21 protein-coding genes are annotated in these 23,300 nt (G+C 56.8%); 11 read left to right on the top strand and 10 right to left on the bottom strand.

Annotated elements, in window-relative coordinates; all coding sequences use genetic code 11:
• Window positions 1-13 precede the first annotated feature (13 nt).
• From DFT_RS14105 to cbiB, 4 genes are read left to right on the top strand one after another with little or no spacing between them, the layout of a single operon-like run.
• The gene (locus tag DFT_RS14105) at window positions 14-529 is read left to right on the top strand and encodes a cob(I)yrinic acid a,c-diamide adenosyltransferase (RefSeq protein WP_054031803.1); all 516 of its coding nucleotides are present in this window, start codon (window positions 14-16) and stop codon (window positions 527-529) included.
• 1 nt (window position 530) lies between these two features.
• Entirely contained in the window at window positions 531-2,084 is a 1,554-nt protein-coding gene (locus tag DFT_RS14100; protein WP_076750565.1) for a cobyric acid synthase, read from the top strand.
• Window positions 2,081-3,160, top strand: a complete 1,080-nt coding sequence (locus DFT_RS14095) for a threonine-phosphate decarboxylase (protein WP_054031802.1) — start codon at window positions 2,081-2,083, stop codon at window positions 3,158-3,160. Before DFT_RS14100 ends, DFT_RS14095 begins: the two co-directional genes overlap by 4 nt.
• Window positions 3,161-3,212: 52 nt before the next feature.
• Window positions 3,213-4,187 (top strand): adenosylcobinamide-phosphate synthase CbiB, encoded by a 975-nt coding sequence (gene cbiB, locus DFT_RS14090; RefSeq protein WP_054031801.1) that lies wholly within the window; start codon window positions 3,213-3,215, stop codon window positions 4,185-4,187.
• 17 nt (window positions 4,188-4,204) lie between these two features.
• Here cbiB and DFT_RS14085 read toward each other — a convergent pair whose 3' ends face one another.
• The 9 genes from DFT_RS14085 to DFT_RS14045 all read right to left on the bottom strand — a co-directional run bounded on the left by DFT_RS14085 (window position 4,205) and on the right by DFT_RS14045 (window position 15,231).
• The gene (locus DFT_RS14085; protein WP_054031800.1) at window positions 4,205-6,115 is read right to left on the bottom strand and encodes a hybrid sensor histidine kinase/response regulator; all 1,911 of its coding nucleotides are present in this window, start codon (window positions 6,113-6,115) and stop codon (window positions 4,205-4,207) included.
• A gap of 13 nt (window positions 6,116-6,128) precedes the next feature.
• Entirely contained in the window at window positions 6,129-6,896 is a 768-nt protein-coding gene (locus DFT_RS14080; protein WP_054031799.1) for a response regulator, read from the bottom strand.
• A 19-nt stretch (window positions 6,897-6,915) separates the two neighbouring features.
• Window positions 6,916-7,983, bottom strand: a complete 1,068-nt coding sequence (locus tag DFT_RS14075; RefSeq protein WP_501161843.1) for a two-component system sensor histidine kinase NtrB — start codon at window positions 7,981-7,983, stop codon at window positions 6,916-6,918.
• Between the two features lie 48 nt (window positions 7,984-8,031).
• Complete coding sequence (locus DFT_RS14070) at window positions 8,032-9,270, bottom strand: PAS domain-containing protein (RefSeq protein WP_054031797.1); 1,239 nt, start codon at window positions 9,268-9,270, stop codon at window positions 8,032-8,034.
• A gap of 51 nt (window positions 9,271-9,321) precedes the next feature.
• Window positions 9,322-11,727, bottom strand: a complete 2,406-nt coding sequence (locus tag DFT_RS14065) for a PAS domain-containing protein (RefSeq protein WP_054031796.1) — start codon at window positions 11,725-11,727, stop codon at window positions 9,322-9,324.
• A 165-nt stretch (window positions 11,728-11,892) separates the two neighbouring features.
• The gene (gene rho / locus DFT_RS14060; protein WP_076750561.1) at window positions 11,893-12,996 is read right to left on the bottom strand and encodes a transcription termination factor Rho; all 1,104 of its coding nucleotides are present in this window, start codon (window positions 12,994-12,996) and stop codon (window positions 11,893-11,895) included.
• Window positions 12,997-13,073: 77 nt separating this feature from the next.
• Window positions 13,074-13,373 carry a hypothetical protein gene (locus DFT_RS14055; protein ID WP_054031795.1) on the bottom strand — a complete coding sequence of 100 codons (300 nt, stop codon included), beginning with the start codon at window positions 13,371-13,373 and terminating at the stop codon, window positions 13,074-13,076.
• Window positions 13,333-14,127: a ParA family protein gene (locus tag DFT_RS14050; protein WP_054031794.1), complete on the bottom strand. Its 795-nt coding sequence runs from the start codon at window positions 14,125-14,127 to the stop codon at window positions 13,333-13,335. Before DFT_RS14050 ends, DFT_RS14055 begins: the two co-directional genes overlap by 41 nt.
• A gap of 87 nt (window positions 14,128-14,214) precedes the next feature.
• On the bottom strand, window positions 14,215-15,231 hold the full coding sequence (locus tag DFT_RS14045) for an NAD(P)H-dependent flavin oxidoreductase (protein WP_054031793.1): 1,017 nt from the start codon (window positions 15,229-15,231) through the stop codon (window positions 14,215-14,217).
• Window positions 15,232-15,411: 180 nt separating this feature from the next.
• Here DFT_RS14045 and DFT_RS14040 point away from each other — a divergent pair, with 180 nt between their 5' ends.
• The 3 genes from DFT_RS14040 to fusA all read left to right on the top strand — a co-directional run bounded on the left by DFT_RS14040 (window position 15,412) and on the right by fusA (window position 18,811).
• Window positions 15,412-15,630 carry a hypothetical protein gene (locus tag DFT_RS14040; RefSeq protein WP_054031792.1) on the top strand — a complete coding sequence of 73 codons (219 nt, stop codon included), beginning with the start codon at window positions 15,412-15,414 and terminating at the stop codon, window positions 15,628-15,630.
• Window positions 15,631-16,202: 572 nt separating this feature from the next.
• Window positions 16,203-16,781 carry a GerMN domain-containing protein gene (locus DFT_RS14035; RefSeq protein WP_054031791.1) on the top strand — a complete coding sequence of 193 codons (579 nt, stop codon included), beginning with the start codon at window positions 16,203-16,205 and terminating at the stop codon, window positions 16,779-16,781.
• Window positions 16,778-18,811, top strand: coding sequence for an elongation factor G (gene fusA, locus DFT_RS14030; RefSeq protein WP_054031790.1), 2,034 nt, complete (start codon window positions 16,778-16,780; stop codon window positions 18,809-18,811). Before DFT_RS14035 ends, fusA begins: the two co-directional genes overlap by 4 nt.
• A gap of 13 nt (window positions 18,812-18,824) precedes the next feature.
• Here the strand turns inward: fusA and DFT_RS14025 are convergent, their stop codons facing one another.
• On the bottom strand, window positions 18,825-20,297 hold the full coding sequence (locus tag DFT_RS14025) for a M48 family metallopeptidase (RefSeq protein ID WP_054031789.1): 1,473 nt from the start codon (window positions 20,295-20,297) through the stop codon (window positions 18,825-18,827).
• A 53-nt stretch (window positions 20,298-20,350) separates the two neighbouring features.
• On the opposite strand from DFT_RS14025, the gene DFT_RS14020 reads away from it, so the two are divergent.
• From DFT_RS14020 to DFT_RS14005, 4 genes are all read left to right on the top strand, one after another.
• The gene (locus tag DFT_RS14020; RefSeq protein WP_054031788.1) at window positions 20,351-21,121 is read left to right on the top strand and encodes a ParA family protein; all 771 of its coding nucleotides are present in this window, start codon (window positions 20,351-20,353) and stop codon (window positions 21,119-21,121) included.
• A 142-nt stretch (window positions 21,122-21,263) separates the two neighbouring features.
• Window positions 21,264-22,124 (top strand): ParB/RepB/Spo0J family partition protein, encoded by an 861-nt coding sequence (locus DFT_RS14015; RefSeq protein WP_235506233.1) that lies wholly within the window; start codon window positions 21,264-21,266, stop codon window positions 22,122-22,124.
• Window positions 22,125-22,228: 104 nt separating this feature from the next.
• Window positions 22,229-22,747, top strand: a complete 519-nt coding sequence (locus DFT_RS14010; protein ID WP_054031787.1) for an NYN domain-containing protein — start codon at window positions 22,229-22,231, stop codon at window positions 22,745-22,747.
• 107 nt (window positions 22,748-22,854) lie between these two features.
• Window positions 22,855-23,298 carry a DUF3842 family protein gene (locus DFT_RS14005; RefSeq protein ID WP_054031786.1) on the top strand — a complete coding sequence of 148 codons (444 nt, stop codon included), beginning with the start codon at window positions 22,855-22,857 and terminating at the stop codon, window positions 23,296-23,298.
• The last annotated feature ends 2 nt before the right edge of the window (window positions 23,299-23,300 follow it).

Genomic DNA, 23,300 nt, shown 5'->3' with positions numbered 1-23,300 from the left:
GAAGGAGATGACTATGGAAGGTTATGTGCACGTGTACACGGGTAATGGCAAAGGCAAGACCACGGCGGCCCTGGGATTGGCCCTGCGGGCGGCCGGCGCAGGGATGCGGGTCTATATCGGACAGTTCATCAAAAATGCCGATTACAATGAGATCAAGGCCCTGGAGCGATTCGGAGACAAGATTACCCTGGAACAGTTCGGCCGGGGATGCTTTATCCGCGGCAATCCTTGCGAAGAGGACATTGCCGCCGCGCGCGTAGGCCTCAAGGCCATCGAAAGGGCCTTGGCCTCCGGTGACTTCGATGTGGTCATCGCCGACGAAGCCAACGTGGCCTACGGTACCGGGCTGGTGGGCGAGGAAGACCTGCTGGCCCTGATAGCCGCCCGGCGTCCCGAGACCGAATTGGTGATCACCGGCCGCAACGCGCCCCCGGCCGTGATCGAGAAGGCCGACCTGGTGACCGAAATGCAGGAGATCAAGCACTATTTTCGACGCGGCATTCTGGCCCGCGAAGGGATCGAAAAGTAAAATGGACGCCAAGGCCGCCTGTATCGCGATACTGGGCACCGGATCGGACGTGGGCAAGAGCGTCGTGGCCACGGCGTTGTGCCGCCATTATGCGCGGCAAGGGGTCAGGGTGGCGCCGTTCAAGGCGCAGAACATGTCCAACAATTCGGGGGTGACCCCCGACGGGTTGGAGATGGGGCGGGCCCAGATCGTACAAGCCGAAGCGGCCGGCATCGCCCCGCACGTGGACATGAATCCCATCCTGCTCAAGCCCACCAGCGAGGTCGGCGCGCAGGTGGTGGTGCTCGGCCAGGCCCGCATGAATGCCGCGGCCAGGGTGTACCACGAGCAGAAGGAGCAGCTTTTCGGGGTGGCCTGCGCGGCCCTGGACCGACTGCGCCGCCGCTTCGACCTGATCGTCATGGAGGGGGCCGGTTCGTGCGCAGAAGTCAACCTCATGGATCGCGACATCGTCAACCTGGCCATGGCCGGTTATGCCGATGCGCCGGTCATACTGGTGGCCGACATCCACCGCGGCGGCGTATTCGCCCAGATCGTGGGCACCCTGGCCTGCCTGCCGGAAGAGCGGCGCCGGCCGATCGCCGGGGTGATCGTCAACCGGTTCCGGGGCGACATCGAGATGTTTCGCGATGGGATCTCCTGGATCGAGGCGCAAATCCACCGGCCGGTCATCGGGGTCTTGCCCTGGTTTTCGGCCTTCACCATCGAAGCAGAGGACGCCGTGATCATCGAACGGCCCGAGACCGTCGCCGGTGAGGGACCGTGCATCGGCGTGATACGGTTGCCCCACATCTCCAACTTCACCGACTTCGATCCGCTCGCGCGGCTGGATGGGGTGACCCTGGTCTATTTGTACCGGCCCCGGCCCCTCGACCGTTTTTCGGCGGTCATCCTGCCCGGTTCCAAAAATACCCGCAGTGACCTGGATTGGCTGGCGGCCAGCGGCTGGCGGGAAGCGATCCGGGCCTACCACGACAAGGGCGGGCATTTGCTGGGCATCTGCGGCGGCTACCAGATGCTCGGCACGGCCGTACGCGATCCGGACGGTATCGAAGGGCGTCCGGGCAGCACTCCCGGGCTGGGTCTGCTGGCCATGGAAACCGAGTTGAAGGCGCCTAAGACCACCACCCGCACCCGCTTTGCCTGGGACGACGAAGTGGGCCTGGGATACGAGATTCACATGGGGCAGACGCGTTGCACGGGGGGCCGTTCCCTGCTGCGGATCCTTGCCCGAAACGGCGCAGCCTGCGACGACAGGGACGGCTGCATCGGCGATGACGGCCGGGTGCTGGGCACCTATGTGCATGGATGGTTCGATTCGCCGGCCATCATGAAACGCTGGCTGGGCGGCGTCGGGTTGGACCGGATACGTGTGGCGGCCCTCCCCGGACCCGCCGCGCGCGAACAGGCCTACGAGGCGTTGGCCGACCATGCGGGACGATATCTGGATATGAGGATCGTCGATGATCTCGTCTATCGGAGTGGCTCGGAGAACGGCCGGGGCAGCGGGCAGCGTTCGTTGCAATGCGGCCGGGCAGGGGAGGGCGTGGGATGATCCAGGGCCACGGGGGAAATGTATACGGCCTCGCCGACCGACTCGGTTGCCGGCCCGATGAGATTGCCGATGTGAGCAGCAACATCAATCCGCTGGGCCCCCCGCCCGGGGTGCTCGACCACCTGCGAGAGCAGATGGCCACGGTTTGTGCGCTGCCGGAAGTCGACAGCCGCACCATCGAGATGTCGATGGCGCGCTACCTGGGCGTCGATCCACGAACGGTCGTGGCCGGTGCCGGCACGACCCAGTTCATCTATGCGATGTTCGGGATATTGGCCTCTCGCCGGGTGCTGATCGTCGGTCCGACTTACGCCGATTATGCGGATGCATGCCGTTCGGCCGAATTGCCGTTCGAGCACCTGCTGGCCACGCCCGAGGATCGATTTCGAGTCGATCTGGAAGGGCTCGATCGAATGGCCGGCAGGGCCGATACGGTGGTGATCTGCAACCCCAACAATCCGACCGGCGTGTTGCTGCCGAGGTCCGTGCTGCTCGACTTGTGTCGTCGGTATCCCGAAACGCGCTTTGTCATCGACGAATCCTATCTGGGCTTTGTGCCCGATGCCGATGCGGTGACCCTGGCGGCCTGTGGACTGAACAATGTCATTGTCCTGCATTCATTTTCCAAGCTTTTCCGGCTCCCTGGCCTGCGTATCGGTTTTTTGATCGCCGCTCCCGTGTTGGCCGAACGCTTTCGAAACGCCCGGGTGCCCTGGAGCCTCAACAGTCTCTCCCAGGCGGCGGTGGCCTTTATAACCACCCGTTCCGAATCGACCGCCCGGTTCGTGGACGAGAGCTGTGCATATATCATTCGCGAGCGAACCCTGTTTTTCGATCAGTTAAGCGGCGAAGCGGGCCTGAAGCTCTACCCGAGCCGGACGACCTTCTTCCTGGTGGAGTCGCCCCCCGGTCTCGATGCTCCCACGATTTGGGAACGCTTTGCGCGGGAACGGGTTCTCGTTCGCGACTGCAGCAATTTCTTCGGACTGGGAGAACGATTCGTCCGTATTGCCGTCAATCAACCCGACGTCAATCGAAAGGTGGTGGGTTTGCTTTCGGCATTGGCGTGTCGGTGAGGAGCCGGTCTCTTGAACAGAAACGAAGAATCGACACGATGAAGTGTGCACCATGCCGGATCCATCACCATTCCTTCTGACCTGGCTTGCGCTGCCGGCCGGCGTCGCCCTCGACCTGCTCCTGGGAGATCCCCAGGGGTGGCCCCATCCGGTGCGTTGGATGGGACGGGCCATCGAAAAGATGGAGCCGGTGTGCCGAAGACGCATTCCCAACGACCGTGTCGCCGGTGCGGCGCTCGCCATCGGCTTGATTGCGGCCGCCTGGTTGGCCGCGCTATCGGTGTTGCATGTGTTGTCAGGTATTCATCCGGCCCTGGGTTGGGCGGGCGAAGTGGCGATGATTTACTACGCTCTCTCCATTCGGTCGCTCGGCGATGCAGCCATGGAGATGTACAGGGTGTTGCGCGATGATTCCATTCCCGCGGCCCGCCGGAAGCTGGCCTTTATCGTGAGCCGAGACGTGGACCATTATCAGGCGCCGGACATTGCCCGGGCCACGGTGGAAACCGTAGCGGAGAATTTCGTGGACGGCATTTTGTCTCCTTTGCTTTTTATTGCCATCGGCGGCGCCCCTCTGGGAATGGCCTTCAAGATGATCAGTACCCTGGACTCCATGGTGGGATATAAAAACGACCGCTATATTCAATTCGGGAAGATCGCGGCGCGCATCGACGATGCGGCCAATTACATTCCGGCTCGCTTGTCGGTGCTCGTCATCGGGGCCGCGGCCGGAATGCTTTCAAAAGACGCCGGCCGCCGGGCCCTGAAAACCGCCTTGCGGGAAGGGCACCGCCATAGCAGCCCCAATGCCGGCCGACCCGAGGCGGCCTTTGCCGGCGCCCTGGCGGTCTGGCTGAACGGTCCCAACTCCTACCACGGCCGAAGGGTGGAGAAGCCTGTCATCGGAGCCGGTTACGGGCCGGTCAGGCCCGGTCATATCGTCGCTGCCTGCCGGCTCATGACCTTTTCGGCGTTTTTGTCCACTGCCCTGGCCTGGGGCTTGCACATTGTGCTTTCTCTAATATGATTCACCAGGCTGCCGATCTATGCCGCATCCTTAACCACATCGTGCAGCAGTTTCAGCATTTTTCTGAAATTGTAAGGCTTTTGAATAAAACCCCGGGCACGTTGCAATACCTCGTCCGAGGCAGGATCTTCCATGCTGTAGCCGCTGGAGATCACGACCTTGGCGTCGGGGTTGAAGTTTAAAATCTCTTCCATGCAGTGCTTGCCGCCCATGCCCGGCATGATCAGGTCCAAAATGACCAGCGCGATGGCATCGCTTTTTTCCCGGTACAGCGACAATCCGCTTTCGCCGCTTCCGGCCGTGATCACCTGGTAGCCGTTGTTGGATAGCATGTCCCTGGCCAGTTCTCTTAAAAATTCCTCGTCGTCCACGACCAGAATGGTTTCGCCGCTGCCCCTCTGGATGGGATCCTCCCGGGTGGCAACCGGCCTGACGGTGGCCATTTTGATGGCGGGAAGATAGATATAGAAGGTCGTGCCGTTGCCTGGTTGACTCTCACAGAGAATATGACCGCCATGGTTGTGGATGATGCCATAGGCCATGGCGAGTCCCAGCCCTGTCCCCTTGCCCGGCTGTTTGGTGGTGTAAAAGGGTTCGAAGATGTGCTGGCGTACCTCTTCGGTCATGCCCTGTCCATTATCGGCGATGGAGAGCCGGACATATTCACCGCCCACATCGCCCAGATGGAGTCTTCCCAGGGCCGTGTCCTGCGTCACATTTTCCGTTTCGATGATCAGACGGCCGCCGTCGGGCATGGCGTCGCGGGCGTTGACGCCGATATTGAGCAGCACTTGCTCGACCTGGCCTGGATCGGCATTGACCGTCAGCACGGAATCGGTCAACCTTAACTCGATATTGATCATTTTTGGAATGGTGCGCTTGAGCAGTTTTTCGACCTGCAGCACGACCTGGTTCAAATCGACGGGCCGGGGGTGGATCTCCATCTTGCGGCTGAAGGCCAGCAGTTGGGAGGTGAGTTCCGTGGCGCGCTGGGCGGCCTTTTCGATCTCCCTCAGCTTGGCCGCGTTGGCAGGCGGGACGTTTTTGTCCATGAGCAGCATTTGCGCATAACCCAGGATGGCTTGGAGCAAATTGTTGAAATCGTGGGAGATGCCTCCGGCCAGGGTGCCGATGGCTTCCATTTTCTGGGCTTGCAGTAACTGGGCCTCGAGATGCTTGGTGATGGAAATGTCGCGCACAAAGCCGCAGATGCCCCCGGTGTCCCCGTCCTGACCTGGCAGCGGCACCTTGATGCTGTGGAAGATCTTGGTGGTGTCCCGAACGAGTTTCATCTCTTCTTCCACGATTTCTCCCTGGAGCACGCGAGTTTCGATATTTCGGGTCTGGTTTCCCTTTTCCTCACCAAAAAGCTGCTCATCGGTCTGCCCGCAAAAATCATCGGCCTTGAGCCCGTAGAGTCTCTCCATGGCCGGGTTGACGAGGGTGTATCTAAGATCGGCGTCTTTTAGAAAGATCGCATCCTGGGCGCTTTCGAAAATGGTCCGGAAGCGTCTTTCGCTGTCTCTCAATCGTTCTTCGGCGATGCGTTTATCTTCACGAATTTGAATGGTTTCGAAAATCCGTTCGAGCAGATTGATCAGCTCGATGGGCCGAACCGGTTTCTGCAGGTAGTGAAAAGCCCCTTTTTCCAAGGCGGTGACGGCCGAATCCACATCGGCGAAAGCGGTCATCAGGGCACAGACACAGTCCGGGTTTTTCTCTTTGAGTTTCGCCAGCAGGTTGATGCCGGTGTCATCGGGCAATTTCAGATCGAGCAGCGCCACCTGCGGATGGCGCGTATCGGCCTGTGCCAGTGCGTCCGTGCAGGTGTTGGCCATGATCGGATCGTATCCCTCGTCGCTCAGAATGTCGCAAAGATTGTCCGCCATGGCTTCGTCATCATCGACAATCAGGATGGTCTTGAGCATCGCGCCTACTCCACTATTCCGTTACAGGTTTGCGGATCATCCCCAATTTGCGATCTTCGTCCACGCGCGCCATCAGATTAAGAAGCTGTTTGACATCGATGGGTTTCGGCAGCATCGTGTAGACACTCTCCGAAATGGCCTGATCGATCATCTCGTTCATCTCTTCGGCATAACCGGTCATGAGAATCGTTACCAGGTTGGGTTGGAACTGTTTGATGCGACGGTAGACTTCGAGTCCGTTGAGGCCGGGCATCTTCAGATCGAGTAAAAGGATGTCGAAAGGCCGGCGCTCGGCTTCTCGAATCGCATCGTGAGGGCTGCAGGCCATGGCCACCCGGTACCCATAATCGACGAGGGTCTCATACAGATTTTCGCACAAGGCGCGGTCGTCGTCGGCGATCAGGATATACCCACCCTCCGGTCGCTGCAGGTTGGCCTCGATGGCGGTGTGCAGTTTGTCCATGTTCAACGGCTTCTTCAGAACCATCTGGACGCCGTTATCCAGCGCCTGCTGGATCAGTTCGGTAAGCGCGTAGGCGGTGAAGAGAATCACCTTGATGCCCGGGTTGCGCGCCTTCATGTTCAAAAAACACTCCACGCCGTTCATGCCCGGCATTTTGATATCCATCAGAACGAGGTCGAAATCCTTGTCATCCGTGAGAGTGCAGGCATCCTCGCCGCTGTTGGCCGTTTCGACCTCATACCCTTCATCTTCCAGAATATCCTTGATGCTGTCGGTATAGGCCTCGTTGTCGTCCACCACCAGGATCCTGAATCCCATGTCGCCTCCTCATAACTGTTCAATGACCGGAAGTATATGGCAAGAGCAGAGAGAATTTCGTGCCTTGTCCCGGCCGGCTCTCCATCGTAATAAGGCCACCGTGTTCTTCGATGATTTTTTTGACATTGGCCAGGCCGATACCCGTACCGCGTGCGCGCGTGGTAAACAGGGGCTCGAAGGCGCGGCGCTGCGTCTCCTCATCCATGCCGATGCCATTGTCCGACACCTCAATAGCCAATTGGCCATCGCGCATCAAAGACTTCACACCAATGCGCGGTTCATAGGTCGACGCCTCGTTATCCGCCGCCTCGGAGCGGGATTTGACCGCTTGCACGGCATTCACCAGGAGATTGATCAGGACCCGCCGCATCTTCTCCGGATCATGAGGGACCGGCGGCAGCGCTCCGGCGAGTTCAAGGTCGATGGGGATACCCTCCTGCTCCTCGACCTGCTCCACCACCTGTTCCAGCCACGGGGAAATCTCCTGTTTGACAATCGAAGCCTGACGACCACGGGTATATTCGAGCAGGTCGGCGACGATCGCCTCACACAAGGTGATTTGATCCTCGATGCGCTGGAAATGCTTCCTGGCTTTTTCGTCTTCGGTCTTCATTCTTTTTTGTAAGTAAAAATTGGACGAACGGATGACGCCCAGGGGATTTCTCAGTTCGTGGCTGACGGTTGCCGTCAGTTGTCCGAGCACGGCCAGTTTTTCACGCTTGACCAATTCATCCTGGGCCGCTTCCAGTTCCCGCGTCCGCTCGGCCACCATCTGCTCCAGGTTTTCATGATACCGGGCAAGCTCCTGCTCGGCCTTTTTACGGCGGGTCACGTCGCGGGCAATGCTGAGCAGCGTCTTTTTGCCTTTATGCACCATTACCTGGCTGCTGACCTCAACGACGGCCCTGGAACCGTCTTTTCGCACATGCGATGTCTCGAAGAACATCGGCTTGCTCCCGGTCGGAGGATGGCAAGAATGGGTGACCGGGTACGCGCAGGGCGGTTCGCCGATATCGGCGATCGAGATGCTGGCGAATTCAGCCTTGTCGTATCCCAGATGTCGGCAGGCGGCCTGATTCACATCGATAAATCGGCCGGTTTGCAGGTCATTTAAAAAAATGGGATCGGCTGCGGTTTAAAAAACGGCCCGGAAGCGGGCTTCGCTCTCTTCCAGGGCCCGTTGGGTCTCTTTCAATGCGTCGATATTGGAGGTGATGAACAGGATGCACGCCTCCCCTTTGTATTGGATCGGCCGCGCCGAAACGAGACTGGTCGTAATGGTACCATTGCGGGTGCGGAAGGCGATCTCCATATTGTCCACTCGCTCCTGCTTTCCGAACACCTCCAAGAGCCGTTTCAAGTCTCCTGAATTTTCAAACAAATGCAGCTCATTGACGGTTCGTCCGATGGATTCTTCGGGACGATAACCCAGACGAAGGCAAAAGGCCTCGTTGACCTCCACATATCGACCGTCGGACATGCGCAATATGGTGATCGAGTAGGGCGCAGCCTGCAATATGGTGCGATAACTCGCTTCGCTTTCCTGCAATGCTCTTTGGGCGTTTTTAATGTCAGAGATATTCGTGGAAATGCTCAGGATGCAGTCCTCGCCATTGAACCGGATGGGTCGGGCGGACACCAGGTTTTCCAGAGGGCGGCCCTCCTTGGATTGAAATGTGATCTCCAGGCGATCCACTTGTCCATCCCGATGAAAGGTTTCGAAAAACCGCCCCCGGTCCCTGGGGTTATTGTAAAGGTTCAGTTCAGAAGAGGTCCGACCGATCGCCTCTTCTTTGCTGTAACCCGTGCGTTGACAAAAAACCTGATTCACCAGGACGTAAGTCCAGTCCGAACAGCGCATAATGGCAATGGAATAGGGGGCTGCCTCCAGGATGGCCCGGTGGCTCTCTTCGCTGTGGTGCAAGGCGCGCTGGATCTGTTTTGATGCCGTGACGTCCCGGGATATGCCGCAGAAGCCGACCGGGGTTCCGGAAGCATCCCGGCGCAGTGCGACCACCGTTTGGGCCGTGACCGCCGAGCCGTCTTTGCGGATCACCTCATATTCGAGGATGGGAGAGGGGATACCGGTTTGGAAAACGCGCTGAAAGGCCTCGGCGACGGCCTGGGCCTGGTCGGTGGGGATGAAGTCACGGTAGCTCATGCTGCGCAGCTCGTCACTGGTGCGGCCGTGAAAGCGGCAGACATAGTCGTTGAAGCGGGTGAGCCGTCCGTTCAGATCGGTCTCAAAATAGGTTTGCGCCATGCATGCCAGCAGATCCTGCTGGACTTCCTGCATCGACGAAGCTGTATCGGCGGCCAGATGGGGATCACCGTTCTCTGCGCGATTCTGTTTCCGATCCGGTTCTTGAGCCATGCCAACCCTTTTCCATTTGCGTCAACTGCGGTCTGGGTCCTCTGACAACCATCAGGTTTCACGTACGCAAGGCAGGACGATCTTCATTTCTGTCCCCTGGTCCGTGCGGCTCGTCAATACGATCCGGCCGCCATGCTCCTCGACAATTTTTTTTACATTGGCCAGGCCGATACCCGTGCCCCGTGCCCGAGTGGTGAAGAGGGGCTCAAAAGCGCGTCGGCGAGTCTCTTCATTCATGCCGATGCCGTTGTCCGTGATACAAATCGTCACCTCATTATCGACGGTTTCAGTTCTGACCGATATGGCCGGACGATACCACTCGGTGCGTTTTTGCATCTCTTTCATCTTTTCCTGAACGGCTTGGACCGCGTTGTCCAGCACGTTGATCAGCACGCGCCGCATCTTCTCCCTGTCGTGGTGGAGGTCAGGCAGATCATCGGGGATGGTCAGCGCAATATCGACACCCTTGGTTTCCTGCAGTTGTTCCACGACCTCGGTCATCCATGGCGCCATGGGTTGCTTGGCGACCCATATGCTGCGCCCTCGCGTGTATTCCAGCAACTCGGCCACGATGGTATCGCACAATGTCACCTGTTCGTCGATGCGGCGAAAATGCTTCTCCGATTTTTGGCTTTTATCTCTGTTTTTACTCTGCAGGTAGTAGTTCGACGAGCGGATGACGCCCAACGGGTTACGCAATTCGTGGCTGACCGTGGCCGTGAGCTGGCCGAGGACCGCCAATTTTTCACGTTTGACCAGTTCGGCCTGGGCCGCTTCCAAGGCTTTGGTGCGTTCCGCGATGATTTGTTCCAGGTCGCGCCGATAGTGCTCCAGCTCCCGTTGGTTATTTTTCAGTTGGGTGATACTGGTGATGACCGCTAAAACACAGTCCTCGCCCTTGAAGCGGATGTATTGTGCCGAAAAGAGATCGTCATGAACCTTACCGGCCCGGTTGATGAATTGCAGCTCGATGCCTTGCACTTTGCCGTCGCGTCTAAGCGCTTCCATCCAGCGCCTGCGGTTATCCGGATCGGTGTAGAACCCCAATTCGATGGGGGTGTGGCCGATCAGCTCGTTTCTGCTGAAACCGGTGCGCGCGCAAAAGGCGTCATTTGCCGCCACGATTCGCCCGTCGGCCTGGCGGGTAATGACGATCATGTCCGGTGCCAGCTCCATGATTCGACGATAGCTCTCTTCGCTTTCCACAACCGCCCGCTGTGCGGCTTTAATGTCGTCGATGGGGCGGGCGATGACCAGCAGACACTGCTGACCGCCATGCTCGATGATCCGGGCCGACCACAATTGTTCTGATATGGTGCCGTCTTTGTAACGCACCGGCAGTTCGAATGCGTCCACCTGCCCCTTGGATTGAAGTGTGTCTATGAACAGCTGCCGGTCTCCAGGATTGACGTAGAGGTTCAGATCTGTGGACGTGAACCCGATGGTCTCCGAGGGGGTGTAGCCGGTTCGCCGGTAAAACTCGCTGTTGGCCTCCACATATCGGCCGTCGGACAGGGTGGTGAGGCAGATCGCATCCGGCGCCGCCTCGAGTATTTCCCGATAACGCTTTTCGCTCTCGCAAAGCGCCTTCTGGGCCTGCTTGAGCGGCGTGATGCCGGTAGCGACAAACAGCGAGCAGGTTTTGCCTTTGAAACGGATCATTCTCGCGGAAACCAGGTCTTCGAACTGCTCTCCGGACTTTTTTTGGTATCGCAGTTCGAGTCCGTCGATTTTACCCTCGTTGATGAGAAGTCTTTTAATACGTTGATCATCCCCGGGATCTAAGTATAAATTCAATTCGATGGGCGTTCGGCCAATGATCTCTTCGGGACGGTAACCGGTGTGCTGGCAAAAGGCGGTGTTGACTTGAATGTATTTCGACGTGCGGGCATCGTTGATGGCAATGGCATCGGGCGCCAATTCCAGCACCCGCTGGTAACTCTCCTCGCTTTCGCGCAGCGCTCGCTCCATCGCTTTTTGTCGGGTGAGGTCGCGCACGATACCGCAAAAGCCAAGGGGGTTGCCGCTGACATCACGCAACAGGGTGACGACGGTTTGATGGGTGGCGATTGTGCCGTCCTTGCGGATAATATTGTATTCCATCAACTCGGATGGCTGGCCGGTCTGGTAGACTTCCTGGTAGATATGAAGAATGCGCTGGGCTTCATCGGGACGCATATAGTCCCTATAGTTCAGACCGATGGACTCTTCGCGGGTTCTCCCGATAAAACGACAGGCAGCGTCATTGATGCGTGTGAAATTGCCGGACAGGTCGACTTCGAAATAGCCGTCCCCTGAGTTTTCCAGCATGCGTCGGTAATCGATGGCAACGCTTTCCCGTTGAGGGGTGACGGGGGCCTCGTTCAAATCGTTGCTGGTCGGTGTGTTTGGCGTAAGGAGAGGGGCGGCTGCCTCTTGGTCCGTATGATCGGGAGGGATGGCTGGTTTCATCTCCATTGGGTTTGAATCCGGGCGTTTTGTGGTGACACGTCCTGTCATGGAAATTCTCCCCTTTGCAAAGACTATGGCAAAAGCCGGCATCCCTGTCAACGAAAGGAAACGGCAACTGACTGGTTCAAATACGATTTCGGGCCATGGGAGCGAGGCAACGGCGGGGACGCTTCAGGAAACGCGGGGACGGGCGGGCGCTCGCTGGTTCAAATGCTCCAGAAGGGCCCCCAGGGCATTGACGGTGTTGAATTTGGACAGGGCCCGGCGCAAATCGATGCTCTCCTGATAAGCGGCCTTTTCCATCAACAGTTCTTCCTTGCGGGTACCCGATTGTTTGATATCGATGGCCGGCCACAGGCGTTGTTCGGCGCATTCGCGGCTCAGGACCAGATCGAGATTGCCGGTCCCTTTGAACTCCTGATAGATGATATCGTCCATGCGGCTGCCCGTGTCGATCAGGATGGTGGCCATAATGGTGAGTGAGCCACCGTGTTCGATGTTGCGGGCTGCGCCGAAGACCTGGCGGGGGATGTCCAGGGCATTGGCGGCCAGTCCGCCGGACATGGTGCGGCCGTGACTCCGGGTCTCCGTGTTGAACGCCCTCGCCATGCGGGTGAGGGAATCGATGAAGACCACAGCATCGCGCCCCATCTCGGCCCACCGGATGGCGCAGTTCATGGCCAGACGGGTCATGCGCAGATGTTGGGCGATGGTTTGGTCGGCGGAGGAGGCCAGGACCTGTGCGCCTTTCACGCTTCGTTTGAAGTCCGTGACCTCCTCGGGGCGCTCGTCCACCAGGAGAACGAACACCATGGCGTCGTCGTAGGCAGACGTGATAGCGTTGGCCATGTGTTGGAGGATGGTCGTTTTCCCGGTTTTGGGGGGTGCGATGATCAGGCCCCGCTGCCCCCGTCCCATGGGTACGATGCGGTCCAGCACCATGCCCATGAGGTCTCTCTCAGAACGGGTCATGAGGAAACGTTGGGTGGGATTGATGCTCGTTTGCTGCTGCAGGGGTGCCACCCCGGCAAATTCGTCTGGGGCCATGCCGTTGATGGTTTCAATGCGGTCGAGCTTCAGATTCGTATTGTTGGCCCCGCCCTTGGTGCCGGTGCCTTCGATGTAAACCCCCTCCCGCAATTTGTGCCGGGCGATCAAGGCCGCCGGAACAAATGTGTCGACCGGACCCGGCTGGAAATTGTCCGCGATGCTGCGCAGAAAGCCGAATCCTTTATCCATGATTTCCAGATGTCCGTTGACAGTGTTCAAAACGATCCTTTCCTGATGAAACGGGGTAATTTTTCTTTTCAGTACCCCGAGCGAAGGGATTGGGGCATGAGGAGAAAAAGGATTTACGAACGACTGTTCAGGCTGCGCAGCAATTTGCTCTGATCACCGCGCTCCAGGTCTTCCAGTGCAAAAGTCAGCGCCAGCTCCAGCAAGGCGGATTTGTTCTCAACCGGCGCGCCGGCCAGTTTCATCCGGTGAAAATGGCGGTTGAAGCGTTCGAGCAGTGTTTCGGACAGATAAAAGCCGGCTTTTCGTTTCGGGGGTGCTGATGCAGCTGATGGGTATCGGGTTGCGGTTGTCACCGGATCGAGACCATGGTCCTCAAAAAAATCTGGGGACTTGTTTTGATCGGATGCCGTCATCGATGAGCCTCCTGGTCAATTTTTGGTAGTCCTGGGCGCCGATCGCGCGCTGGTCGTACTCGAAGATGGTTTTCCCCACGGCCGGTGCTTCGGATAACCTTACGTTGTAACGGATCGGATGGCAGATCTGCCGGGTAAAAAACCGCCTGAGTTTATGGTAAAGATCGAAACTCTGGCGGGTCCGCCGGTCGAACAGGGTGGGCAGTACATATTTCAACGCCAGGTCGTTGTTCAATTTCTGGGCCGAAATGAGATAGCCGAAGAAGGTTTTGAGGCCTTCCAGGGCAGGTGCCTGCAGGGACACCGGGCAGAGTACTTCATTGACCGCCATGAGAATGTTGACACTGAGGATGTCCCAACCCGGCGAGCAATCGAAGATCAGGAAATCGAGGCGATCACCCTTGGGAACCAGCGTTTTGCTGAGCAGCGCATGACGTTGCTCGCGGGGTTGTTCGCCCAGCCAGTGTTTAAGCTCCACCAGCTTGATGCCACCGGCCAGGATCCAGAGATTCTCACGCGCCTTGTGAATGGTCTCCATTTTAGCCAGGGGTTGCCCACGTTCATCACGGCCCGTGACGAACTCGTACAACCCGTATTTTGGCGATACACCCAAAAATTTCGCCACCTGATCCTGAGTGTCGCAATCGACCAGCAGCACGCGCTGCCCCTGGAGCGCCAACGCATGGGCTAGATTGACCGAGGTGGTGGTTTTCCCAACGCCGCCTTTGGCCATGGCTACGGCAATTTTGCGCATCGCCGGAACTTTCTCTTCAGGTGGTGTACGAATAGTAGAATATAACTATTCGGACATTATTCTGTGTCTCTCGAGATTTCAAGCTCTTTATTCCGGCGTCAGGACTTTTTTCAGGCGCTGCAACTCAGCTTCGGCATGCTCGACCATTTCATCGATGATCGTTTTAAGCGGTTTGACATCTTCGACCAGGCCCACCGATTGACCAGCCATGAGTGAACCTTTGATCACATCCCCGTCGATAACCGCCCGTTTGAGGGCGCCAACCCAGAAGCGTTCGACTTCATACTGGGCCTCGTCCCGGTCCATGGACTGGTTCTCCAGTTTATACAACAACTCCAACTGCAGCTTGCCGAATTCGATGGTGCCATCGTTCTTAAGGGCTCGGACCGGAATCACCGGCAAGCGGCCGTCGAATTGGGGGGTGGCCACTGCATCCTTGGCTTTGGCTTTTTTGAATGTCTCTTTAAAATTAGGGTGGGCCGAGCACTCTTCGGACATGACGAAGCGTGTGCCCATTTGAATGCCAGCGGCGCCCATCATGAGCAGATGGGCCATCATGCGACCGGTTGCAATCCCACCGGCAATAAATATCGGAACGCTGTCAACGGTGAAGAGAATTTGCTGGATCAGGACCGATAGGGCAATGGGACCGATATGCCCTCCCGCTTCAAAACCTTCGAGCATCAGGGCGTCGGCGCCGCGTTCGATGAGCATCATCGCCAGGGGCGCCGTGGAGGCAAAACAGATGACTTTGGCCCCAGCTTCCCTGGCTTGTTGAATCTCCTTTTTCTTGGGGATGCCGCCGGCGAAGACAATGAATTCGCAGCCCATGTTGCAGGCCAGATCCAGGTGATCCTGATAGGCCGGCGCCAGCGTGATGATGTTCACCCCAAAGGGTTGCTGCGTCAATTGCCGCGTCTGCTCGATCTGCGAGCGCAGGACGTCGACCGGCATATTGCCGGCCGCCAGAAGACCAAACCCGCCCGCATTGCCGATAGCGCTGACCAGGTTGGGATCACTGACCCAGGTCATGGCACCACACATGATCGGAAAGCGGCTACCGAGAAAAGCACGACCTTTTTCAAAAAAGCGATCGATCAGCATCGGATGGCATCCTCCCTTTGTTTCATAGATAAAATGAAGGCCTCTTGAGCCAGGCGCAAGAATGCTTTATTAGGTGTTGCTGCGGCCCGTCGAGTACGCCGAGGGTAAAATTTTGAGCATATCGCCGATATCGCGTAAAATGACCATTTGTGGATGGGTACCAACGAAATGGGTCGTTGAATGATGCAGGTAGTCACAAGCATTTTAGAAAATATGATGGTGATGGTCCTGACCCTCGTCGTTCTGGCAGCCGGTTTCTACCTGCTGCTTCTGGTATTGAACGTGTGGCTGAAAATAAAAACCGGAACGCGCGAGAAGGAAGGCCTCGCCAATTTATGGGATTCGACGATGAAGGAGGCCAAGCTTCCCCAAAGCAGAAAGGAACCCCCCGATTCCTAGTGGCCGCTACGTTGTTACCCGTGACCACTTCGCCGCCGTATATATCCACTCGAGATGTCTTTAAGTATCGGCTTGTATACGGGAATCCTCTATTTCACGATACGTCACTATAGACATCTCCGCCTTGATGTCAATTTTAACCGACCCAAATGGGTGTCGGGCAGGTTTTCGTGAAGATACCGATAGTGGCCGCGTTGGCCGGCCCCCGCCGGCTTGCGCCTCATTGCGGACGGCTTGTCGTATTTAACAGTGTGACATCGGTCACCTGCCCCATCCACGCCGGGTTTAATGAATGGCATATCAGTTGGTGCCCGTCCACAAATAGGCAAATTTGGTCGAGATCAAGGCGCTCGAAAAATTTAACCGCAGGCATATATTTGATATTCCGAGGATTAAATTTTTCGAGCAACGCAGATATCGGGCAAACTGGTCATTTGTGGATGGGCACCAGTTAGAATCGCTGTGCGGCAGGCGCATGGCTTGACATCTATATACAAGTGGCTTAGAAAGCAGGCGCCGGTTTGAACTGTTTTACCAGGAATTTATAAATCAGCCGTGGCAGGAGAGCGCGCATGACTTTCGGCCTGTCTCGCAGATCGGGACTCGCACTGTCCGTTGTCGGCGCCGCTCTGTTGGTGGCCATGTTCACCGGGTGGTGGGTGGCCCGGCATGCCTCTGAGTCGGCACCTTTAGGGTCTGGATTGCCTGATCCGCACCAGCGCCCTGTGGAAAAGGCTATGGCGCACCTCTATTTCGCAGATCATCAGGGAGAATACCTGATCGCGGAACAGCGTGTCCTGGAAAAACCGGTAGATAAGGCGTCTTATGGACAGCTTTTGATCGAATCGTTGATTGCCGGTCCCACCCAGGGGGCATCGCGTACAATACCGGGTGATGCCCGTCTGGACGCATTGTTCATTACTCCTGCCGAGGTCGCCTATCTTGATTTTGCCGCTGGTTCCTTTTCCAATCATCCGGGCGGTGCCGGGGCCGAATTGTTGTCTATTTATTCCATTGTCAACACCTTGGTGCTCAATGTGGACGGAATTCGATCCGTCAAATTTTTAATCGGTGGAAGGGAAGCGGTCACATTGGCCGGCCATTCGGATTTGCGATTCCCTTTCGAAGTCGACATGATGTGGATACGATGAGCTCTAAATTAAAAATACAGGATATTCGAAACATCGGCATCATCGCGCACATCGATGCCGGCAAGACCACCGTGACCGAACGGATACTTTATTATACCGGGCGTTCCCATAAACTGGGCGAGGTTCATGACGGCGAAGCGGTGATGGACTGGATGCCGGACGAGCAGGAACGCGGCATTACGATAACTTCCGCGGTCACGACCTGCCCCTGGAAGGGAAAGGACATCCACATCATCGACACGCCCGGACATGTGGATTTCACCATTGAAGTCGAGCGCTCGTTGCGTGTGCTCGATGGTGCCGTGGGCGTTTTTTGCGCGGTCGGCGGGGTTGAGCCACAGTCGGAAACGGTCTGGCGGCAGGCGGACAAATATCGGGTCCCCAAACTGGCGTTTATCAACAAACTCGATCGCATCGGCGCCGATTTTTTCAACACCGTGGAGATGATGAAAAAGCGCCTCAAGGCCAACCCCTTGCTTCTTCAGCTGCCCTATGGGACCCGGGAGAATCTGGTCGGCATCATCGATCTGATTCGGATGAAGGCGGTGGTATGGGATGATGATTCACTGGGGGCCACCTTCCAGGATGAAGAGATCCCGGAAGGTTACCTCGAGGAAGCGCGGCGTTATCGAGAAATGCTTCTGGAGACGGTGGCCGAGGTGGATGATGAGTTGATGGAAGCCTATTTAGCCGAGAAGCCCATCGACAGCGACACGCTATCGGCCGCCATCCGCAAAGCCACCATCGGGTTGAAGCTGGTGCCCGTATTATGTGGGAGCGCCTTGAAAAACAAGGGCATTCAACCGCTCTTGGATGCCATCGTCGCCTTTTTGCCCAGCCCGGCCGATCTTCCTCCGATGCAGGGGATTCATCCGGATACCGGTGAAACGATTGCTTGTCCGCCGGCTGATAACAAACCGCTGGCCGCTCTCATTTTTAAGGTGGCGCTGATGGAGGGGCGCAAAATGACCTTCGTGCGGGTTTACAGCGGTCGGCTGGAAGCCGGCAAGGAGGTCTACAATCCCATACGCAAAAAAAAGGAGAAGTTGTCCAGATTGTTGCGCATGCACGCCAATAAACGGGAACGGCTGGATGTTGCCGGTGCGGGAAGCATTGTCGGTGTGGTGGGATTGAAGGACGGCTCCACGGGTGAAACGCTGTGCAGCGCCGATAATCCGGTTCTGCTGGAAAACATCGAGATCTACGAACCGGTGATTTCGGTAGCGGTCGAGCCCAAAACACATTCGGATATCGAAAAGCTCAAGGATGTGCTCGCAAAATTTACGGACGAAGATCCGACCCTGCGGGTTCAGGAGGATGAAGAGACCGGACAGATGATCCTGTCGGGAATGGGTGAGTTGCATCTGGAGGTGATTATCAGCCGGATGCGCAGGGAGTTCAACACTCAGGTCAGCGTCGGTAAACCCCAGGTCGTCTACCGGGAAACCATTGCGCAAACGGCCCAGGGTGCCTCGGTGTTCGACAAAGAGGTGGCCGGCCAGCGCCATTATGGGGAGGTTCATTTGACATTGACGCCTCTGCCCAGAGGAACGGGGAACCGTTTTGTGAGTAACATCGACGATACCGTGATTCCCGCCGATTATATTCCCGCTGTCGAGAAAGGGGTCATGGAGAGCCTGGAGAGCGGCACCGTGATGGGGTATCCGGTCGTCGATGTGGAGGCCAAGCTGGTCGGTGGCGGTTACAAAGAGAGCCAGGGGTCTGAATTGGCATACAAGGTGAGCGCTGCGATGGCTTCCAAGGAGGCCCTCGTGGCCGGCAAGGGATATCTTCTCGACCCTTTTATGAAGGTCGAAATTTATGTTCCGGAAGAATTCATGGGCGACGTGATCGGCGATTTGAATGCCCGTTCGGGAAAGGTGGAATCCATCGAACCCAAGGTCGGCGTTCAGGAGATCCGTGCCATCGTGCCGCTTTCCCGCATGTTCGGCTACTCGACCATTTTACGGTCGGCGACCCAGGGACGCGGCACTTTCACGATGCACTTCTCGCACTTCGACAAGGCGTGATTCAAGGGCTGCGTCATTGCGTCTGTTCGGCCGGTAATTTGCCGATGGCTTCTAAGAGCCTTCGGGTTTTTTCGATCTTTTTTGGGTCGTTCAGGCCTTGCTGGGCGCGTGACAAGTGGTACTGTGCCGTGCGGTCATCTCCCAGTTCGTAATGATAAATACCCAGGAAATAATGGGCTTCAGGGATACGGGCCAGTTTTCCATAGGTCTGACCGAGTGCCAGGTAGGCCGCAGTATACCCGCTATTGGCTTCGAGCAAATTCTCGAAGATGTCGACGGCATTGTTGAAATCACCAAGTTCCATATAGGTGCGTCCAAGGTAGAATAACCCCTCCGAGTTCCTGCCGGGCAACGACGCGGCCCCCTGCAGTATCTTCAACGCCTCTTTGGTATTACCGTCTGAAAAATGGACTTTTCCCAGATCACTGAGGAGGGTTGGATCCAATGGATTCACGGCCAGCGCCGTTTGGAGATAATCAAAGGCTTCCTGACGTTTCCCCATGCGGGCCAACAACAGACCGTAGGCGTGGGCCGCATCGGCGTCCGATGGAGTCTTTTTAAGGATGGCCTCAAAAAATTGGGCGGCGCCGTTGGGCTCCGCATAGAGCGCACGCAAGCGATATTGCACGCGCTGCAGCTGTTTCGATGGGCCGGCAGTCAGATGGTGTTGCGGATCGGCTGTTTGCCTCGTGCTCAACCACGCGTCGATATGGGCAATGCGATCCTCCACCGCGGGGTGCGTCATCATGTAGGTTGGGATCTGGCTGGTGCCGAACCACTGGCGACTGCGGATTTTCTTCAGGATTATCAGCAGACCTTCGGCCGAGTACCCTGCTTCTTCGAGGTAGGCCAACCCGAACTGGTCGGCCTGGCTCTCATCTTCGCGACTATAAGCCAATGCGAGGGTCTGGCCGGCCGCCATGGATCCGAGGGTGAGCGCCTGGGCCGCTTCGGCGGAACCACCGGCCACGCCTAAAAAGACGCCTGCCACGACGCCAGCCATGGTCGCCAAATCGAGTTTCTTGGATCGCTCGATGCGTTGGGAAATGTGGCGGCAGACCACATGGGAGATTTCATGGGCCAGAATACCGGCCAGCTCATCTTCGTGTTCCATCGCCAACAACATGCCGCTGTTAATGAAGATATACCCCGCGGGGATGGCAAAGGCGTTGTATACGTTTTCCTTGATGACAAAGAATCGATAATCGAACGGTTGCGTCGGTATTTTGGCCAATATTTTCTGACCGACGTCATTAACGTAGGCGTTTATGAGCGGATCTTCGACGAGGTCGTAATAGCGATGCACATAACGCATAAATTCCTGGGAGAGCTCCTTTTCCTCTTTGATCGAAATGGCGTGGGCGGGGGTGCACCAAACCATCGACACCAGAAGGGAAAGTGCCAGACCGAGACGATTGAATGATTTTCTAAGCCCTTTTCTCATGATCCCCTTGAGTTGGTTCATCTTTTCTAAAATGCTCATCATGTCACATTCTTAACCGCTTTTCAAATACCATCTTTTATGGTAGTGTCCCGCCGATGGGACAGATCATCTGCATAGCCAACCAAAAGGGGGGCGTGGGCAAAACCACTACAGCGGTCAATCTCTCCGCGGCAATGGCCATATTCGAGAAACGGACGCTACTGGTCGATTGCGATCCACAAGCCAATGCGACCACGGGTATCGGTCTGGACAAGAACTGCATCCGTCAAACACTTTATCACGGCATGATCGGAGAGGCCAACGCCCGCGAGCTGATTGTCGATTCGCAAATCGATGCCCTCAAGGTGCTGCCTTCGCGGGTCGAACTCATCGGATTCGATGTGGAGATGATGGACGAACCCGACCGTGAGAAGGCACTCAAGCGCCTGCTGGATCCGGTTCGGTCTGATTTCGATTATATTATTGTGGATTGTCCGCCATCGTTGAGTCTGCTCACGGTCAATGCCATGACAGCCGCCGATGCCCTGCTGATACCGTTGCAGTGCGAGTTTTATGCGTTGGAGGGGTTGAGCCAACTCATTCAGACCTTCCAGAGGATTCGACAGAGCCTGAACCCTCACCTTAAAATTTCAGGCATCTTACTGACCATGTTCGACAAACGCACCAATTTGTCGCATCAGGTGGCCGATGATGCGGAGTCTCATTTTAAGGAACTGGTATATAAAACCATTATTCCGCGCAATGTCCGCTTGGGGGAATCGCCCAGTTTCGGCAAACCTATTTTGCTCTATGATGCGGCTTCGGTCGGATCACAGAGCTATTTTGCACTGGCCCGGGAGATCATGACCAGGGATCTGGTCAACTGATTTTAGCACTCGATTGAGCCGGTACACAGTGTGTGAAACCGACGCCACACGGATCCACGGCCTATGGTTGGGATCTGCATGAGGAATAAAAATGGCAGATATGCAAAAGCCTGCTGACACGGTAGCCAGGAAAAGGAAAAAAATGGCACTAGGAAGAGGCCTGGATGCACTGATTCCCGGTGGGGAGTCGGTTTACGACATGCAAACCAGTGCAGACAAGCAGGGATACCTGGAATGCGACATCGACATGCTCCAACCCAATCGTTTCCAGCCGCGGTCCCATTTTGCCGAAGAAGAACTGGCACAGTTGAGTGCTTCGATTCGTGAGCAGGGTGTTCTGCAACCATTGCTGGTTCGTCCGATCGACATGGGGTACGAGCTGGTTGCCGGTGAACGGCGGCTTCGGGCAGCCAAAATGGCCGGGCTGAAGAAGGTCCCGGTGGTGGTCAAGCGCGTCTCGGATGCGGAAATGCTCGAGATGTCGATCGTTGAAAACATCCAGCGCGAAAACCTCAATCCCATGGAAGAGGCCGACGCCTATCATCGACTGATCGAAGAATTCGGCCTCACCCAGGAGCAGGCGGCCCAGAAGGTGGGAAAGAGTCGCTCGGCGGTGGCCAATTTTCTCCGCTTGCGCCAGCTGCCGGAGCCCATCAAAATCAGCATTACCGAAGGTCAGCTGAGCATGGGCCACGCGCGGGCGCTTTTGGGTGCGGATACACCGACCCAGCAGAATGCGGCTTGGCGGGCGATTTTGCGCAAAGGACTCTCGGTGAGACAGACCGAGGAGTTGGTCAAGCGGCTTCGCGATGCCACCGAGACGATCGAGCGAAAAAAGAACACTTCAGAAGATCGCCACCTGAACACGGTCGCCGAATCCCTGGCACGACGATTTGGCACCAAGGTTCAAATCAAGCGTCGGGGGAAAAAGGGCCGGTTGGAAATCGAGTTCTACAGCACCGAAGATTTGAACCGCCTCCTGGAGCTGTTGAACGCCCTTTGATTTCTTTTGCCCGAAGGAATTGCTGCAGGAGATTTACAGCTGGTCCGCATCGGGAGGTCTGAGGCCAAAGACTGCAGCCGTTGCTTCCTTCGATTCCGGATCTTATGCACATCGTCATCGACGGATATAATTTGATACGCCAATCCCAGCGGCTGAAGCGCATCGACCGTTATGATCTGCAGGCTGGCCGTGAGGCGCTGGTGGAAGCCGTGGCCGCTTACCGGAAGCTGAAGCCGTTTCCTGTGACCATCGTGTTCGACGGCGGCGATGCCGAGCCGGGGATGCCCCGGCGCGATCAGGCCAAGGGAATCCGGTTGCGGTTTTCGAAAGCCGGTGAGTTGGCCGACGAGGTGATCAAACGGATCCTCGGCCGCGAGAAGGCCAACGCTCTGGTGGTCAGCTCAGACCGGGAGATCATCGATTTCGCCGTTGCCAATGGCGCTGCGACGATCGGTTCCGCCGAATTTGACGAACGCCTGGAAATGGCACAATATATGGATTCGAAAGGGGCGGAGGAGACGGCTTCCGCATCGGGATGGCAGGCCACAACCAAAAAAACTGGGCCATCCCGACGCCTGCCCAAGCGAAAGCGCAAAATGAACAAAGTGCTGTCCAAACTTTAGCGGCGACGGCGTCGTCTATCACGTTGGAATGAAGAAGAGGCGGCCGGGTAAGTCGGCCTGAACACTTTTGTTTGGATAACCGTGTCTTCCAAACTGGAGATATTTCCTTGAGCGGAAGTGTTAAACGAAAAAGAATTTGTGTCGTCGACGGCCAGGGGGGCGGGATCGGAAGTGTTATCATTAAGCGGCTCAAGGAGGTTTACGGCGAATCGGTGGAGATCATTGCCTTGGGGACCAATGCCATCGCCACCGCCCAAATGTTGAAGGCCAAGGCCAACCGGGGGGCTTCCGGCGAAAATGCCATCGTACAAACGGTCAGCACGGCGGATATCATCATCGGTGCCATGGGAATCATCCTGGCTAACGCCATGATGGGTGAGGTGACACCCAAAATGGCTGCAGCCATCGCCTCCTCTCCTTCTCCAAAATTAATTCTACCCCTGTCCCAGGAGAACATCACCGTCGTCGGAGCATCAGCCATGCCATTGCCGCACCTGGTGGATGAGCTGGTTGACCAACACCTGAAACGTCATATTCTATTGAACGAATAGTT

Source organism: Desulfatitalea tepidiphila, from assembly GCF_001293685.1.
GTDB classification, from domain to species: Bacteria; Desulfobacterota; Desulfobacteria; order Desulfobacterales; family Desulfosarcinaceae; genus Desulfatitalea; species Desulfatitalea tepidiphila.
Note: the sequence above shows the minus strand (reverse complement) of the source record. Positions and strands in the feature narration are given on the sequence as shown.